This window comes from Streptomyces swartbergensis (assembly GCF_002148965.1).
Lineage (GTDB): Bacteria > Actinomycetota > Actinomycetes > Streptomycetales > Streptomycetaceae > Streptomyces > Streptomyces swartbergensis.
In genome coordinates this window covers 1-13,533 of record NZ_NGFN01000242.1, presented here as the reverse complement: position 1 = coordinate 13,533, position 13,533 = coordinate 1, and the positions used below count along the sequence as shown (strand labels likewise).

The 13,533-nt window shown below is 72.2% G+C and carries 15 protein-coding genes; 11 read left to right on the top strand and 4 right to left on the bottom strand.

The features are described from left to right. The first annotated feature begins 92 nt into the window (after window positions 1-92). From zapE to CA983_RS30270, 7 genes are all read left to right on the top strand, one after another. The gene (zapE, locus tag CA983_RS30300; protein WP_086604006.1) at window positions 93-1,193 is read left to right on the top strand and encodes a cell division protein ZapE; all 1,101 of its coding nucleotides are present in this window, start codon (window positions 93-95) and stop codon (window positions 1,191-1,193) included. A gap of 198 nt (window positions 1,194-1,391) precedes the next feature. Next, window positions 1,392-1,820, top strand: a complete 429-nt coding sequence (locus tag CA983_RS30295; protein ID WP_086604005.1) for a hypothetical protein — start codon at window positions 1,392-1,394, stop codon at window positions 1,818-1,820. A gap of 81 nt (window positions 1,821-1,901) precedes the next feature. Next, on the top strand, window positions 1,902-2,483 hold the full coding sequence (locus tag CA983_RS30290; protein WP_086604004.1) for a carbonic anhydrase: 582 nt from the start codon (window positions 1,902-1,904) through the stop codon (window positions 2,481-2,483). Window positions 2,484-2,491: 8 nt separating this feature from the next. Continuing rightward, complete coding sequence (locus CA983_RS30285; protein WP_086604003.1) at window positions 2,492-3,982, top strand: SulP family inorganic anion transporter; 1,491 nt, start codon at window positions 2,492-2,494, stop codon at window positions 3,980-3,982. Window positions 3,983-4,167: 185 nt separating this feature from the next. Next, entirely contained in the window at window positions 4,168-5,040 is an 873-nt protein-coding gene (locus tag CA983_RS30280; RefSeq protein ID WP_086604002.1) for a slipin family protein, read from the top strand. A 90-nt stretch (window positions 5,041-5,130) separates the two neighbouring features. Beyond that, window positions 5,131-6,513 carry a PhoX family protein gene (locus CA983_RS30275; RefSeq protein ID WP_086604001.1) on the top strand — a complete coding sequence of 461 codons (1,383 nt, stop codon included), beginning with the start codon at window positions 5,131-5,133 and terminating at the stop codon, window positions 6,511-6,513. Window positions 6,514-6,702: 189 nt separating this feature from the next. Beyond that, entirely contained in the window at window positions 6,703-7,536 is an 834-nt protein-coding gene (locus CA983_RS30270; protein ID WP_086604007.1) for a PPK2 family polyphosphate kinase, read from the top strand. A 47-nt stretch (window positions 7,537-7,583) separates the two neighbouring features. On the opposite strand, the gene CA983_RS30265 is transcribed toward CA983_RS30270, so the two are convergent. Together CA983_RS30265 and CA983_RS30260 are read right to left on the bottom strand one after the other, a co-directional pair. Then, entirely contained in the window at window positions 7,584-8,069 is a 486-nt protein-coding gene (locus CA983_RS30265) for an SRPBCC family protein (protein ID WP_086604000.1), read from the bottom strand. After that, window positions 8,066-8,464 (bottom strand): ArsR/SmtB family transcription factor, encoded by a 399-nt coding sequence (locus tag CA983_RS30260; protein ID WP_086603999.1) that lies wholly within the window; start codon window positions 8,462-8,464, stop codon window positions 8,066-8,068. Before CA983_RS30260 ends, CA983_RS30265 begins: the two co-directional genes overlap by 4 nt. Window positions 8,465-8,549: 85 nt before the next feature. Between CA983_RS30260 and CA983_RS30255 the strand changes: the two genes are divergently transcribed. The 3 genes from CA983_RS30255 (at window position 8,550) to CA983_RS30245 (ending at window position 11,182) form a co-directional block, all read left to right on the top strand. After that, window positions 8,550-10,067 (top strand): FAD-dependent oxidoreductase, encoded by a 1,518-nt coding sequence (locus CA983_RS30255; RefSeq protein WP_086603998.1) that lies wholly within the window; start codon window positions 8,550-8,552, stop codon window positions 10,065-10,067. Window positions 10,068-10,129: 62 nt separating this feature from the next. Beyond that, the gene (locus CA983_RS30250; RefSeq protein WP_086603997.1) at window positions 10,130-10,984 is read left to right on the top strand and encodes a polysaccharide deacetylase family protein; all 855 of its coding nucleotides are present in this window, start codon (window positions 10,130-10,132) and stop codon (window positions 10,982-10,984) included. A gap of 18 nt (window positions 10,985-11,002) precedes the next feature. Beyond that, complete coding sequence (locus tag CA983_RS30245) at window positions 11,003-11,182, top strand: hypothetical protein (protein ID WP_086603996.1); 180 nt, start codon at window positions 11,003-11,005, stop codon at window positions 11,180-11,182. On the opposite strand, the gene CA983_RS30240 is transcribed toward CA983_RS30245, so the two are convergent. Together CA983_RS30240 and CA983_RS30235 are read right to left on the bottom strand one after the other, a co-directional pair. Then, the gene (locus tag CA983_RS30240) at window positions 11,174-11,845 is read right to left on the bottom strand and encodes an ABC transporter (protein ID WP_086603995.1); all 672 of its coding nucleotides are present in this window, start codon (window positions 11,843-11,845) and stop codon (window positions 11,174-11,176) included. The two genes, CA983_RS30245 and CA983_RS30240, sit on opposite strands and share 9 nt — an antisense overlap. Further along, the gene (locus tag CA983_RS30235) at window positions 11,842-12,708 is read right to left on the bottom strand and encodes an ABC transporter ATP-binding protein (protein ID WP_086603994.1); all 867 of its coding nucleotides are present in this window, start codon (window positions 12,706-12,708) and stop codon (window positions 11,842-11,844) included. The genes CA983_RS30240 and CA983_RS30235 overlap by 4 nt, the downstream gene beginning before the upstream one ends. A 42-nt stretch (window positions 12,709-12,750) precedes the next feature. Between CA983_RS30235 and CA983_RS30230 the strand changes: the two genes are divergently transcribed. Further along, window positions 12,751-13,530 (top strand): aminoacyl-tRNA hydrolase, encoded by a 780-nt coding sequence (locus tag CA983_RS30230; protein ID WP_086603993.1) that lies wholly within the window; start codon window positions 12,751-12,753, stop codon window positions 13,528-13,530. The last annotated feature ends 3 nt before the right edge of the window (window positions 13,531-13,533 follow it).

The window sequence follows — 13,533 nt, the reverse complement described above, 5'->3', positions numbered from 1 at the left end:
TCCCACCCGAGTCCGGAGCTGCTGTTTCATCGATCACAGGGAACAGACGTCGCATGCCGTGCAGTGTTCCACGCCCCGTAGCATGGTGAACCGTGTCCTCCTCCCCTGCCCCTTCCGGAACCGGCCCCATAACCGACCCGGCCCCGCTCTCCCTGTGCGCCCGTGAGCCGCGTGTTCCCGCGGACCGGCTGGTCGCCGAGATGGTGCCGCCGCCGCGGTTCGACTCGGTCCGCTTCAGCACGTACATCCCGGACCCGAACCAGCCCAGCCAGACGGAGGCCGTCCAGGTCCTGGAGGGCTTCGCGGCGGGTCTCGACCGAGGAGCGGGCGGTTCCGGCAAGCGGCGGCTGTTCGGGTTCGGCAAGGCGCCGAAGAAGGCCCCGGCCGGCCCGCGCGGCGTCTACCTCGACGGCGGTTACGGCGTCGGCAAGACGCACCTGCTGGCGTCCCTCTGGCACGCCACCCCGGCCGAGCCCGAACTCAAGGCGTTCGGCACCTTCGTGGAGCTGACCAACCTGGTCGGCGCCCTCGGGTTCCAGCAGACCGTCCAGACCCTGTCCGGCCACCGGCTGCTGTGCATCGACGAGTTCGAGCTCGACGACCCCGGCGACACCGTCCTGGTCTCCACCCTGCTCGGCAAACTCGTCGACGCGGGCGTCGCGCTCGCCGCCACCTCCAACACGCTGCCCGGCAAGCTCGGCGAGGGCCGGTTCGCCGCGGCCGATTTCATGCGCGAGATCCAGGGCCTGTCGGCCCACTTCCGCGCCCTGCGCATCGACGGCGAGGACTACCGCCACCGCGGCCTGCCCGAGGCACCGCCGCCGTACTCCGACGAACAGGTGACCAAGGCGGCGCACGCCACCGAGGGCGCCTCCCTCGACGCGTTCTCGCCCCTCCTGGACCATCTGGCCCGCGTCCACCCCAGCCGGTACGGCGCCCTGACCGACGGAATCAAGGCCGTCTGCCTCACCGGCGTGCGGCCGGTTCCCGACCAGTCGACGGCACTGCGGCTCGTCGTCCTCGCGGACCGGCTCTACGACCGCGAAGTGCCCGTGCTGGCCTCGGGCCTGCCCTTCGACCAGCTCTTCAGCGACGAGATGCTGAACGGCGGCTACCGCAAGAAGTACTTCCGGGCCATCTCCCGGCTCACCGCCCTGGCCCGCGACGCGGCCAAGTTGACGAACCTCCGGTAACCACAACCCCAATATCGCGCCAAATGCCGTACGGCAAGGGTTGGTTCCAGCCAGCCCACGTACGGTTTTCAGGCTCTCTTCAGCTTGCAACGTTAAGTTAACCCTGCAAATGGCTTTGCGGGGTTAACGTGTTTCTTGACCAGTCATTGACCAAGTGTTGGTCAGCGCTAGATGTGCGAATCACCTGAAGGGGGGCGCATGCACCGAGGTACGACGGCACGGACCGTGGTTTCGATCCTCGCCGCCGTCCTGCTCGCCCTCCAGTTCTTCGCACCGACGGCGTCCTTCGCATCCGCGCACACGCCCCGTGAAGTCGAGGCCAAAGCTCAGCCCGGAACTGAACCGACCGGCGCGTCCTCGCGCCCCGGAACCAAGCTCTCCGGGAAGGCCCTGCGCGACGAGATAGCGACCTGCCGCGCCGGACACCACGGGGGCCCGACCGGCCCCTTGCGGACCCGCGACCGGTTCCACAGCGCCGACTCGGCGCCATCGGCACCCGACCGGCCGCTGCTGAGGCACATCCCGCCGACAGCATCGGAACGGGTCACACCCGGCGTCGCGCACGAACGCACGTCGAGATCCTCGACGTCGCACACACCGGCAGCACTTCAGGTCTTCCGCTGCTGAGGAACAGAGCAGTTCCATCCCCCACCTCTGTCATGCCCGTCCGACGCGCCCCCACTGCGCGCCAGGAGGAGTCACACACTCATGCAACCCCTCATCGACAACGCCCGCATGTTCGGACAGCGCCCTGAGGAGTTCGCCCGCCTCGCCGAGGGTCAGTCCCCCGACGTCCTGTTCATCACCTGCTCCGACTCCAGGGTCGTACCGGCCCTGATCACGGGCGCCCGGCCCGGCGAGCTCTTCGAGCTGCGCACCGCCGGCAACATCGTCCCCCCGCACGCCTTGGAGCACCCCACGTCCGAGGCGGCCACCATCGAGTACGCCGTGGAAGTCCTCGGCGTCAAGGACATCGTGGTCTGCGGCCACTCGCACTGCGGTGCCGTGGGCGCGGTGGTACGGGGCGACGACCTCGCCGCCGTACCGGCGGTGCGCGACTGGCTCGCGCACGCCGCCGACCAGCCCAAGTGCGAGGACCCGACGGACCCGACGGTCGCCGAAGCCGTGCAGAACCACGTCCTCACCCAGGTGCTGCGACTGCGGTCCTACCCGTGCGTCGAGCGCCGGCTGGCGGAGGGCCGACTCGGCCTGCACGCCTGGTTCTACGAAGTGCACACCGGAACCGTGTGGCAACACCACGCGGAGACCGACACCTTCGAGACCCTGTGAGGGACGCCATGACCAAGTTCCCTTACTTGAGGCAGGACTTCCTCGCCTCCATCGTCGTCTTCCTGGTCGCCGTGCCGCTCTGCATCGGCGTGGCCGTCGCCTCCGGCGTCCCGGCCGAACTCGGCCTGATCACCGGCATCGTGGGCGGCCTCGTCACCGGGCTCATGAAGGGCAGCAGCCTCCAGGTGTCCGGGCCCGCCGCCGGTATGACCGTGCTGGTCTTCGAGGCCGTCAGCGAGTTCGGGGTGGCCTCACTCGGCGTGATCGTGCTGATGGCCGGTCTGCTCCAGCTCGCCATGGGCTTCCTCGGCATCGGCCGCTGGTTCAGGGCGATATCCGTCTCCGTCGTCGAGGGCATGCTCTGCGGCATCGGTCTGGTGATCATCGCCGGGCAGATCTACGCGGCGGCGGGCCTGAAGGCCCCGGAGACCGGTATCGGCAAGATCGTGGGGCTGCCGGGGGCGTTCGCCGACGCCCTGGGCAGCACCGAGGCTCTGATCTCGCTCGCGATCGGTGCGGGCACCATCGCCGTCATCGTGCTGTGGAAGAAGCTGCCGAAGGCCGTGCAGTCCGTGCCGGGCGCCCTCGCGGCGGTGGTCCTGGCCACGGTCGCCACGCTCGCCCTCAGCCTGCCGGTCGCCACGGTCGAGGTGGAGGGCCTGCTCGGCGTCATCCAGCCGCCCGGGACCGACGCCCTCGGCGAGCTGGCCGGCCCGGCCATCTGGGGCACGATCATCGCGTTCGCGCTCATAGCCTCCGCGGAGAGCCTGTTCAGCGCGGCGGCCGTGGACCGGCTTCACGACGGTCCGCGCACCCAGTACAACAAGGAGATGATCGCCCAGGGCGCGGGCAACACCGTGTGCGGTCTGCTCGGCGCGCTGCCCATGACCGCGGTGATCGTCCGCAGCTCGGCCAACGTCAACGCGGGCGCGAAGACCAAGGCGTCGCGTGTGCTGCACGGCGTGTGGCTGCTGCTGTTCGCCGCCGCGATGCCGTGGGCCCTGGCGCTGATCCCGCTGCCCGCCCTCGCCGGCATCCTGGTGCACGCGGGCTGGAAGCTGATCCCGTTCCGCCAGGTCGTGGCGCTGTGGCGGGCCCACAAGGGCGAGGCGCTGATCCTCGTGGTCACGGCCGTGTCGATCGTCGCGGTGAACATGTTCGAGGGCGTCCTGATCGGTCTGGCCCTGTCGGTCGTCAAGACCGCCTGGGAGGCCTCGCACGTGAAGCTGGAGGTCATAGACAAGGGCGCCGGTCCCATCCAGGCGTACCTGTCGGGCAACGCGACGTTCCTGCGGCTGCCGAAGATCCTCGACAGCCTGGAGGCCCTGCCGCAGGACCGCCCGGTCGAGCTGGACCTCTCGGGTCTGCACCACCTCGACCACGCCTGCCGCACGGCCCTGGAGAGCTGGGCCGAGCGCCACAGCGCGACGGGCACGGAGCCGGTGAAGGTCACGGAGTGCGAGACCTCGCCGGAGGCCGAGAAGGTCACGGCCGCCTAGCGACGTAGCCGGAACGCCGACAACCCCTGGTCCGGGGCGCGCCCGAGAGGCGCGCCCCGGACCTTCGCGTGTGCGGCCCGGCCCCCGAGGCACTGCCCGGGCCCCGCAAGGCATGGCCCCGACCCCGAGTACGGGCATATCGTTACAGGAACAGACGAAACGGACCTCTGGACGGGGAGGTCGGCATGGTCGAAGAGCTGATCGGGGCGGTAGTGGCGGCCGGAGCCGGGGCGCTGGTGTATCTGGCCTCGGCGGCGCGGGTCGTCAAGCAGTACGAGCGCGGGGTCGTGTTCCGGCTCGGACGGCTGCACGGGGAGGTGCGGCGGCCCGGGTTCAACCTCATCATCCCCGCGGTGGAACGGCTGCGTAAGGTCAACATGCAGATCGTGACCATGCCGGTGCCCGCCCAGGAGGGCATCACCCGCGACAACGTGACCGTGCGGGTCGACGCGGTCGTGTACTTCAAGGTCGTGGACCCGGCGGCCGCGATCGTCAACGTCGAGGACTACCGCTTCGCGGTCTCCCAGATGGCCCAGACCTCCCTGCGCTCGATCATCGGCAAGAGCGAACTGGACGACCTGCTGTCCAACCGGGAGAAGCTCAACCAGGGCCTGGAGCTGATGATCGACAGCCCGGCCGTGGAGTGGGGCGTGACCATCGACCGCGTGGAGATCAAGGACGTGTCCCTGCCGGACACGATGAAGCGCTCCATGGCCCGCCAGGCCGAGGCCGACCGGGAGCGGCGGGCCCGGCTGATCAACGCCGACGCCGAGTACCAGGCCTCCAAGAAGCTGGCACAGGCCGCTCACCAGATGGCCGACACGCCCTCCGCGCTCCAGCTCCGCCTGCTCCAGACGGTCATGGCCGTGGCGGCGGAGAAGAACTCCACGCTGGTGCTGCCCATCCCGGTGGAGCTCCTGCGGTTCCTGGAAAGGGGCCACCAGGAAGGGGCCCAGCGGGAAGGGACCCAGCAGGCACCGGCACCGGCACCGGCGGAACAACCCGTCGACACGACAGAACAGGCCATCGACGAGCTGCGGCACGCGGTCGAGCAGTGACCCGCGCTACGCGCGTGGTTCCCGCGGCCCGCAGCAGGTGATAGACACAGCGGGATCACAGTTCCTGTCCGCCAGCAGGAAGGTTTCGCCATGACCAAAACCGGTCGATTCGCCACACGCCGTCAGGTGCTCGCCGGGACGGGCGCCCTCGGCGTCGGGATCGCGTTCTCCGGTGCCCTGTCCGAACTCTTCACCGGCACCGCCGCCGCCCAGACCCTCGGCCACGACGGCTACGGCCCGCTCGTCCCCGACCCGAAGGGCATACTCGACCTGCCGGAAGGTTTCAGCTACCGGGTCCTCTCCCGCGAGGGAGACCCGCTCCGCTCCGGCGAGGGCAAGGTCCCCTCCAACCACGACGGCATGTCGGCCTTCCCGGGCAGAGGCGGCCGGGTCCATCTGGTCCGCAACCACGAGAACCGCGCCGACGGCAAGGTCCCGGTCCCGGCCATCGAGGGCCTCACCTACGACCCGGCCGGAAAGGGCGGCTGCACGGCCCTGACGCTGGACTCCCGCAACAGGGTCCTGTCGGAACGCGTCGCGATCGCCGGCACGGCCGTGAACTGCGCGGGCGGTCCCACCCCGTGGGGCACCTGGCTGACCTGCGAGGAGACCGAGGACAAGGCGGGCACCGCCGGCTACGCCAAGGACCACGGCTTCATCTTCGAGGTCGACCCGGTCGACCCACGCCGCACGGGGGCCGTACCGCTGACCGCGATGGGCCGCTTCCAGCACGAGGCGATCGCCGTCGATCCCCGGCGGGGCGTGGTGTACGAGACCGAGGACGCCTTCCAGAGGCCCTTCGGCCTCTTCTACCGCTTCCTGCCGGACAGGCCGCTGGGCGGGCGGGGTTCGCTGCGCGCGGGCGGCCGGCTCCAGGCCATGCGCGTGCCCGGCGTGCCGGACCTGTCCTCCGTCCAGGACATCGGCGCCGAGTTCGACCGCGTCGAGTGGGTGGACGTACCGGACCCGCAGGCCGCGCAGACGCCGATCCGGCTCCAGGACTTCGGCCCCGAGGGCATCACGCACGCGCAGAAGCTGGAGGGCTGCTACTGGGGCGGCCGGTCGGTGTACTTCGTGTCGTCGTTCGCCCGCAGCGCGGAGGGGTCGGCGGCCGACCACTTCGGGCAGGTCTGGCGCTACGACCCGGACCGGCGCCGGCTGACCCTGGTGATCGTCTTCGGCCCGGACACCGACATTCAGAAGCCGGGAGAGTCCCCGGACAACATCTGCCTGGCGCCCAGCGGCGGACTGATGGTCTGCGAGGACGGCGAAGGCGCCCAGCACGTCTACGGCGTGACCCGGCGCGGCGAGGTGTACGCGATGGCCCGCAACCGGCAGGCCATCGGCACCCCTGAGGAGCCCGAGTGGGGTGAGTTCGCCGGGGTGACGTTCTCGCCCGACGGCGACACGATGTACGTCAACTGCTACCGGCCCGGCACCACGTTCGCGGTGACGGGCCCCTGGCGCCGGTAGGCGCGGCTCTGTTCCCGCCGGGCGCCGGGTGCGGAACCCGGCGCCCGGCGGACGATCGAGGCTCGGGGAACGGAAGGGAGCCCGGTGGCGGAGAAGGACGAACCGGAGAAGGACAAGCCGGAGAGGGACGAACCGGAGAAGGACACGGCGGGGAAGGACAGGGCCAAGAAGGCCGGGCGCGGGACCTCGCTGCGGGAGCGGCTGCGCGTCCCGGGCGGTGAGCCGGTCGACCTGTCCCGTCACGACGCCGCCGCCACCCCCGGTTGCCCGGACGGCAAGGCGGCGGGCAAGGCCGCCGCGGCCCGGATCGGCGAGCAGCTCGCCGGCCTTCAGGAACGGCTGTGGGCGGCGAGCACCGCGGGCGACCGGCGCCGCGTCCTGCTGGTCCTCCAGGGCATGGACACCAGCGGCAAGGGCGGCACGGTCAAGCACGTCATCGGGCAGCTCAACCCGGCCGGCTGCCGGATCACGGCGTTCAAGGCACCGACCGCCGAGGAGCGCGCGCACCCCTTCCTGTGGCGCGTGGAGAAGGCGCTCCCGCTCCCAGGTGAACTGGGCATCTTCGACCGCTCGCACTACGAGGACGTCCTGGTCGCCCGCGTCCGGAACCTCGCGCCACGTGCCGTGGTCGACAGCCGCTACGAGCGGATCAACGATTTCGAGCGGTCCCTCGCCGACGACGGCGTGACCCTGATCAAGTGCTTCCTGCACATCTCCTACGACGAGCAGCGCCGCCGCCTGCTCAGACGCCTCGACCGGCCGGAGAAGCGCTGGAAGTTCGCCCCGTCCGACATCGACGACCGCGCCCTGTGGCCCGCGTACCAGGAGGCCTACGAGGTGGCCCTGGAGCGCTGCGGCACCTCGGACGCGCCCTGGTACCTGGTCCCGGCCGACCGCAAGTGGTACCGCAACTGGGCGGTCAGCACCCTCCTCCTGGAGCATCTGCGGGAGCTGGATCCGCGGTATCCGGAGGCGGACTTCGACGTGGCGGAGAGCCGGAAGCGGCTGCTGCGGGAGTCCTGACCGGGGCGGCCGGGCCTGAAGTGGACGGTCGCTCCTGATCCGGGCGGTCAGGCGGCCAGCAGGGCGTCGATCTGGCCGACGGCCTCCTTCAGGCCCTCCTCCATGCCCATGGTGATCAGCTGTTCCATCTGCTCCCGGGAGTCGAACAGGGAGCGCATCTCCATCCGCGTGCCGCTGCCGTGTTCGCTGAGCCGCACCGTCACGGACATGGTCGGCATGTCGTCCTTGGGCTTTCCGTCGTCGTCGGCGAAGCCGTCGGTGAACTCCAGGGCCGTCGGCGGGGTGACCGAGGAGACGCGCCACCAGCCGCGGTACCGGTCGCCCTCCGGGCCGGTCATGAAGTACGTGACCTCTCCGCCGGGGGTCAGGTCGTGCTGCTCCACGGTCGCCGGGTAGGTCGGCGGGCCCCACCAGCGCTCCAGCTGCCGCGGGTCGGCCCACAGTTGCCACACCCGCTCCACGGGGGCGGCGAAGTCGGCGATCAGGCTGAGGGTGAGGTTGTCGAGGTCCTTGTCGACACTGGTGACGCTCATCTCTCGGGTCCTTCCGGGGTGTTGTTCTCTTCGATACCGGGGACTTGCGGCTCTGCGGTACCGGGCTCCTCCGCGAGCAGCCGGGCCATCCGGTCCACGCGTCCGCGCCATGCCGACTCGAGCTCGTCGAGGGCCTGCCGGGCGCGGCCCACCGCGTCGGGATCGGTGCGCACGAGCTGCTCCCGTCCGCTGCGCTGTTTGCTGACGAGACCGGCCCGTTCCAGCACCGCGACGTGCTTCTGCACCGCCGCGAAACTCATCGGATAGGCCTCGGCCAGCCGCGAGACCGACAGCTCCCCGCGCACGCAGCGGCGCAGTATGTCCCGGCGCGTGGTGTCGGCCAGGGCGTGGAACAGCCGGTCCACCGTCTCGTCGTTCAACTCATCTACAACCATTTGGTTGTACGTTAGTCCTGTCGGCCCCTTCTGTAAAGCGACACACCGGACACTGAAGCGGGCCGTGGGGGGTACCCGATGGTTCATGAGCGAGAAGCAGCAGGTCAGGAGCTCCTACTGGCTGGAAACCGCACCGGACGGCCGCCATCCGGCCCTGACGGAGGACCTGGACGTCGACGTGGCCGTGATCGGCGCCGGGATCGCCGGACTGTGCACGGCGTGGGAGCTGACGCGGGCCGGGCGGAGCGTGGCGGTGCTGGAGGCCGGGCGGGTCGCCGCCAGTGTCACCGGGCACACCACCGCCAAGGTCACCGCCCTGCACACGCTCGTCTACGACAAGCTGCGCCGCACCCGCGGTCCCGAGGGCGCGCGCCTGTACGCCCGCTCCCAGTCCGAGGCGATCGAACGCGCGGCCGGGATCGCCGAGGAACTGGGCATCGACTGCGACTGGGAGACCAGGAGCGCCTACACGTACGCGTGCGACCCGGGCCGGGTCGACGAGCTGCGCGCCGAGGCACGGGCGGCCGCCGAGGCCGGGCTGCCCGCCGCGTTCGTGGAGGAGACCGGGCTGCCCTTCCCGGTGGCCGGCGCGGTCCGGGTCACCGGCCAGGCCCAGTTCCACCCGCGCAAGTACCTGCTGGCCCTCGCCGCCGACCTGGTCGAACACGGCGGGCGGATCTTCGAGGACACCACGGTCCTCGGCCTGGACGAGAGCGAGCCGTGCCGGCTGTCGACCACGACCGGGGCGACGGTGCGGGCCCGGGACGTCGTCGTCGCGACGCACTACCCGATCTTCGACCGGGCCCTGCTGTTCACCCGGCTGACGCCGAAGCGCGAGCTGGTCGTCGCCGGGCCGATCCCCGCGGACCAGGACCCGGACGGAATGTTCATCACGCCGGACGAGAACACCCGCTCGGTGCGCACGGCACCGTACGAAGGGGACCGGCGTCTGCTCATCGTCACAGGTGAGCACTTCACGCCGGGCACGGGCGACCCGCGGGCCGGTTTCGAACGCCTCACCTCCTGGGCCACCGAGCACTTCCCGGACCTGGACGTCACCCACCGGTGGGCCACGCAGGACAACAGCCCGACCGACACCGTGCCGATGGTCGGCCTCCTGCACCCGGGCGCCCGGCACGCCTATGTGGCCACCGGCTTCGGCGGCTGGGGCATGACCGGCGGCATCATGGCGGGCAGCCTCCTCGCCGCGCAGATCACCGGCGAGGAGCGCGAGTGGAGCGGGCTGTACGACCCGCGCCGGCTGAAGCCCGCCGTGCGGGAGGCGCCGTCGTTCCTCAAGACCCAGGCCAAGGTCGCCGGCCACTTCGTGGGAGACCGGCTGCGGCCCTCGCCGCCGGTGGAGTCCCTGCCGCCCGGTGAGGGCGCCGTGGTCCGCGCCGACGGCCACCGCGTCGCGGTCTACCGGGACGACGACGGCACCTTGCACGCCGTCTCCGCCCGCTGCACCCACCTGGGCTGCCTGGTCGCCTTCAACTCCGCCGAACGCGCCTGGGAGTGCCCCTGCCACGGCTCACGCTTCGACACGGACGGCAAGGTGATCCAGGGCCCGGCGACCAAGCCGCTGGAGCAGCGGGACATCTGACGGCCGGGTGACGCTCGTGCCCGACACGCATAAGAGGGCGATCCCGCTCATATCTTCATACGGTGATCATCCTCCTCCGCCGTGTCACCGCCGTGTGCGCCCTGAGCGCGGTCCTCGCCGCCTGCGGGACCGACCGGCCCCCGCAGGCGGCCCCGACACCGGTGTCCGCACCGCCGTCACGCCCTCCGACCCTCGCGCCCGGCCCCGCCGGCCTGACCCCGGTCTTCGAGCACGGTCCCCGTACCCGCGGCAGGACCGTCGCGCTCACCTTCGACGCCGACATGACCGCCGGGCAGGGGCCACGGGCGGCGGCGGGTGAGCGGTTCGACCATCCGCGGCTGATCTCCACGCTGCGGGCGCTGAAGGTGCCCGCCACCGTGTTCATGACCGGGCGGTGGGCCGAGCAGTACCCGGACCAGGCCCGTTCCATCGGCCGCGACCCGCTCTTCGAGGTCGCCAACCACTCCTACAGCCACTACGCCTACACGCGGGACTGCTACGGCCTGCCGACCGTGCCCGAGGAGCGGATGCGGTCGGACCTGGAGCGGGCGTACGCCGCCCTCCGGAAGGCCGGCGTGGCGGATCCGATGCCGTACTTCCGCTTCCCCGGCGGGTGTTACGACCGGCGGGCGCTGAAGGCGCTGACACCGGCCGGCGTGACCGCCGTGCAGTGGGACGTGGTCGGCGGCGACGCGTTCGAGACGGACCCGGACGTGGTCGCCCGGCAGGTGCTGGCCGGGGTGCGGCCGGGCTCGGTGGTCGTGCTGCACTGCACGCGCAGCGCCGCCCCGGCCACCGAACGGGCGGTGCGCACGATCGTGCCCGAGCTGCGCCGCGAGGGCTTCAGGTTCGTGAAGGTGTCCGAGCTGATCGCGGCGGCGGACAGCGGTGAGCGGACCCGTCCGGAGGCACGCTGACCGGCCTACGCTGGACGTATGAGCGAGAACGACTACTGCCTGATCGACGCGACCAGGCCGCCCCGGGCGGACGGGCCGCCGTACGCCGAGTGCGTGCTGTGCCGGGAGCCGACGGAGTACCCGGAGTCGTACAAGGGCATCACCCTCTGCCCGGTCTGCGAGTGGCAGGAGGCGCAGCGCACCGCCTGCTCAGGGTGATCTGCGGGCGGCGAGCGCACCGGCCAGGGCCAGCGCGGCGGCCGTGACCAGGGCTGCCGCGGCCAGGGGCAGCAGCGGCAGCGGGACGGTGCCCGACCGTGAGCCGGTCACCAGGCCCTGCACCGCCGCCTGCGCCGGGGAGCCGGTGGCCACCAGGGACAGCAGCGCCGCGAGCAGCAGGGCCAGGACGGCACGGCCCCGCGACCGCAGCAGCGGCCGGCTGGTGAGCGCGCCGACGGCCGTGCCGAGCAGGGCGCAGGCCAGGGCGGCGAGCAGCCCGGCCCCGCAGGCGGGGGCGAGCGGCACCGGGGTGCGGTGGTCCGAGGCGACCGGAGCGCTCAGCAGCGTCACGCCGAGGGTCGCGACCGTGCCGAGCGCCGCCGCGCCGGACAACGCCACCAGCAGACAGGCCACATGGGCGCGCGCCGGCCCGACGGCCGCCGCCACGCAGCCGCGCGCGGCCTGCGGCTCTGCCGTGACACAGATCCGCGCCAGCCAGGCGGCGACGGGCAGCAGCGCGGCGGCGGAGTAGCCGAGCGAGTCGAGCACCGGCTGCCCGGCCTGGACGCTGACGGCGAGGAAGGCTGCGTACAGCAGGAACGGCGGCAGCCAGCGCTGCGAGCGCAGCAGCAGGGCGGCGTGGTAGCGCAGGAGGGCGGTCATCGGCGGCTCTCGGGGGTGTCCGCCTGCCGCGTCACACTCACCACGTGCCAGGGCGGGAGGGCCGTGAGCAGGGTGCGGAGCAGGACGTCGGAGTGCGGGGCGGGGACGGTGAGGCGGTGGCTGCCCGGCGCGGTCTCCTCGGCGGAGGTGACGGTCCGCCGCACGTCGTCGGGAAGCCGTCCCTCCGGCGGGCCCTGGACCTCGACCGTGACCTGCGGTCCGGACGGCAGCGGTCCCGGCCCGGCGCGCTCGACGAGGCTCCCGTCGCGCACGGTGTACGTCGCGTCGGGCAGGCCCGCGAGGCGGCGCGGGTCGTGGTCGACGAACACCACGGATCCGCCGGCCGCCGTGCGCTCGGCGACCGCCCGCTCCAACTCGGCGCGGGCGTCGCTGTCCAGGCCGGTCCACGCCTCGTCCAGCACCAGCAGCTCCGGCTCCGCCAGCAGGGCCTGGGCGACCGCGACCTTCTGGCTGCTGCCCTTCGACAGCCGTGCCATGGGCGTGCCGGCGTAGGCGGCGGCGCCGAGGCGCTCCAGCCACTCGGCGGCGGCACGGGTGGCGGCCGTGCGGGTCAGGCCGTGCACGGTGCCGAGGTGGGTGAGGTAGCCGGCGGCGGTGAACGGCAGGGCCGGCGGGAACCGCTCGGGGACGTACGCGGTGCGCGGGCGGCCGGTGATCCGGCCCTCGCTGGGGGCGTCGATGCCGGCGAGCAGCCGCAGCAGGGTCGACTTGCCGGTGCCGTTGGCGCCCTCGACGCGGACGAGCCGGCCCGGGGCCACCGTCAGGTCGACGCCGCGCAGCACCCAGGGGCCGCGCAGGCCGTAGCGGCGGCCCGCGTTCTCCAGGCACAGGTCGGGTCGCATGGGCCCATCCTCCACGATCTTCCGGCTGGCACACTGGGATTCGTGAGCGAAGACCCGACGCCCGTGGAAGACCCGACGCCCGTGAGTGACAGTCCCTTCCGTTCCGAGCCCTCGGACCGCGACACGGCACCGCAGTTCGTGCTGCCCCTGGTCGTGCGGATCGAGCGGGCGGACCCGCCGGCGCGTACGGACGCGCTGGAGACGGCCGCGCGGGCCGTGCTGACGATCCTCGGCGACGAGCGGTCGGCCGGCGACGGAGCGTGGGCGCAGGCGGTGCGGGACTGGCAGGACGCGCGGATCCGCAAGGTGGTGCGGCGGGCGCGCGGCACCGAGTGGCGTCGGGCGGAGGCGCTGCCGGGCATCACGGTCACCGGCAAGTCGGCCCAGGTGCGGGTCTTCCCGCCGGTCCCGCTGGACGGCTGGCCCAAGGACCTGGCCCGGCTCCAGGTCTCCGGCACCGACCTGGACGACCCGGAGCCGCCGGTGGACGCGGACCCGGCCGCCCCCGTGCTGTGGCTGAACCCCGATCTCGGCATGTCGGCCGGCAAGGCGATGGCGCAGGCCGGACACGCCGCGCAACTGGCCTGGTGGGAGCTGTCGGACGAGGAGCGGGCCGCCTGGCACGACGCGGGCTTCCCGCTCGCCGTACGGACGGCCGACCCGGCCCGCTGGCCCGAACTGACGGGCAGCGGCCTGCCCTTGGTCCGCGACGCGGGGTTCACGGAGATCGCGCCCGGCTCCTGCACGGTGGTCGCGGACCACCCGGCACTGCGCCGGGAGCCGTACGCGCCCGGCGGTCCGGCGCCCACCCGTTCGGAGTAGCCG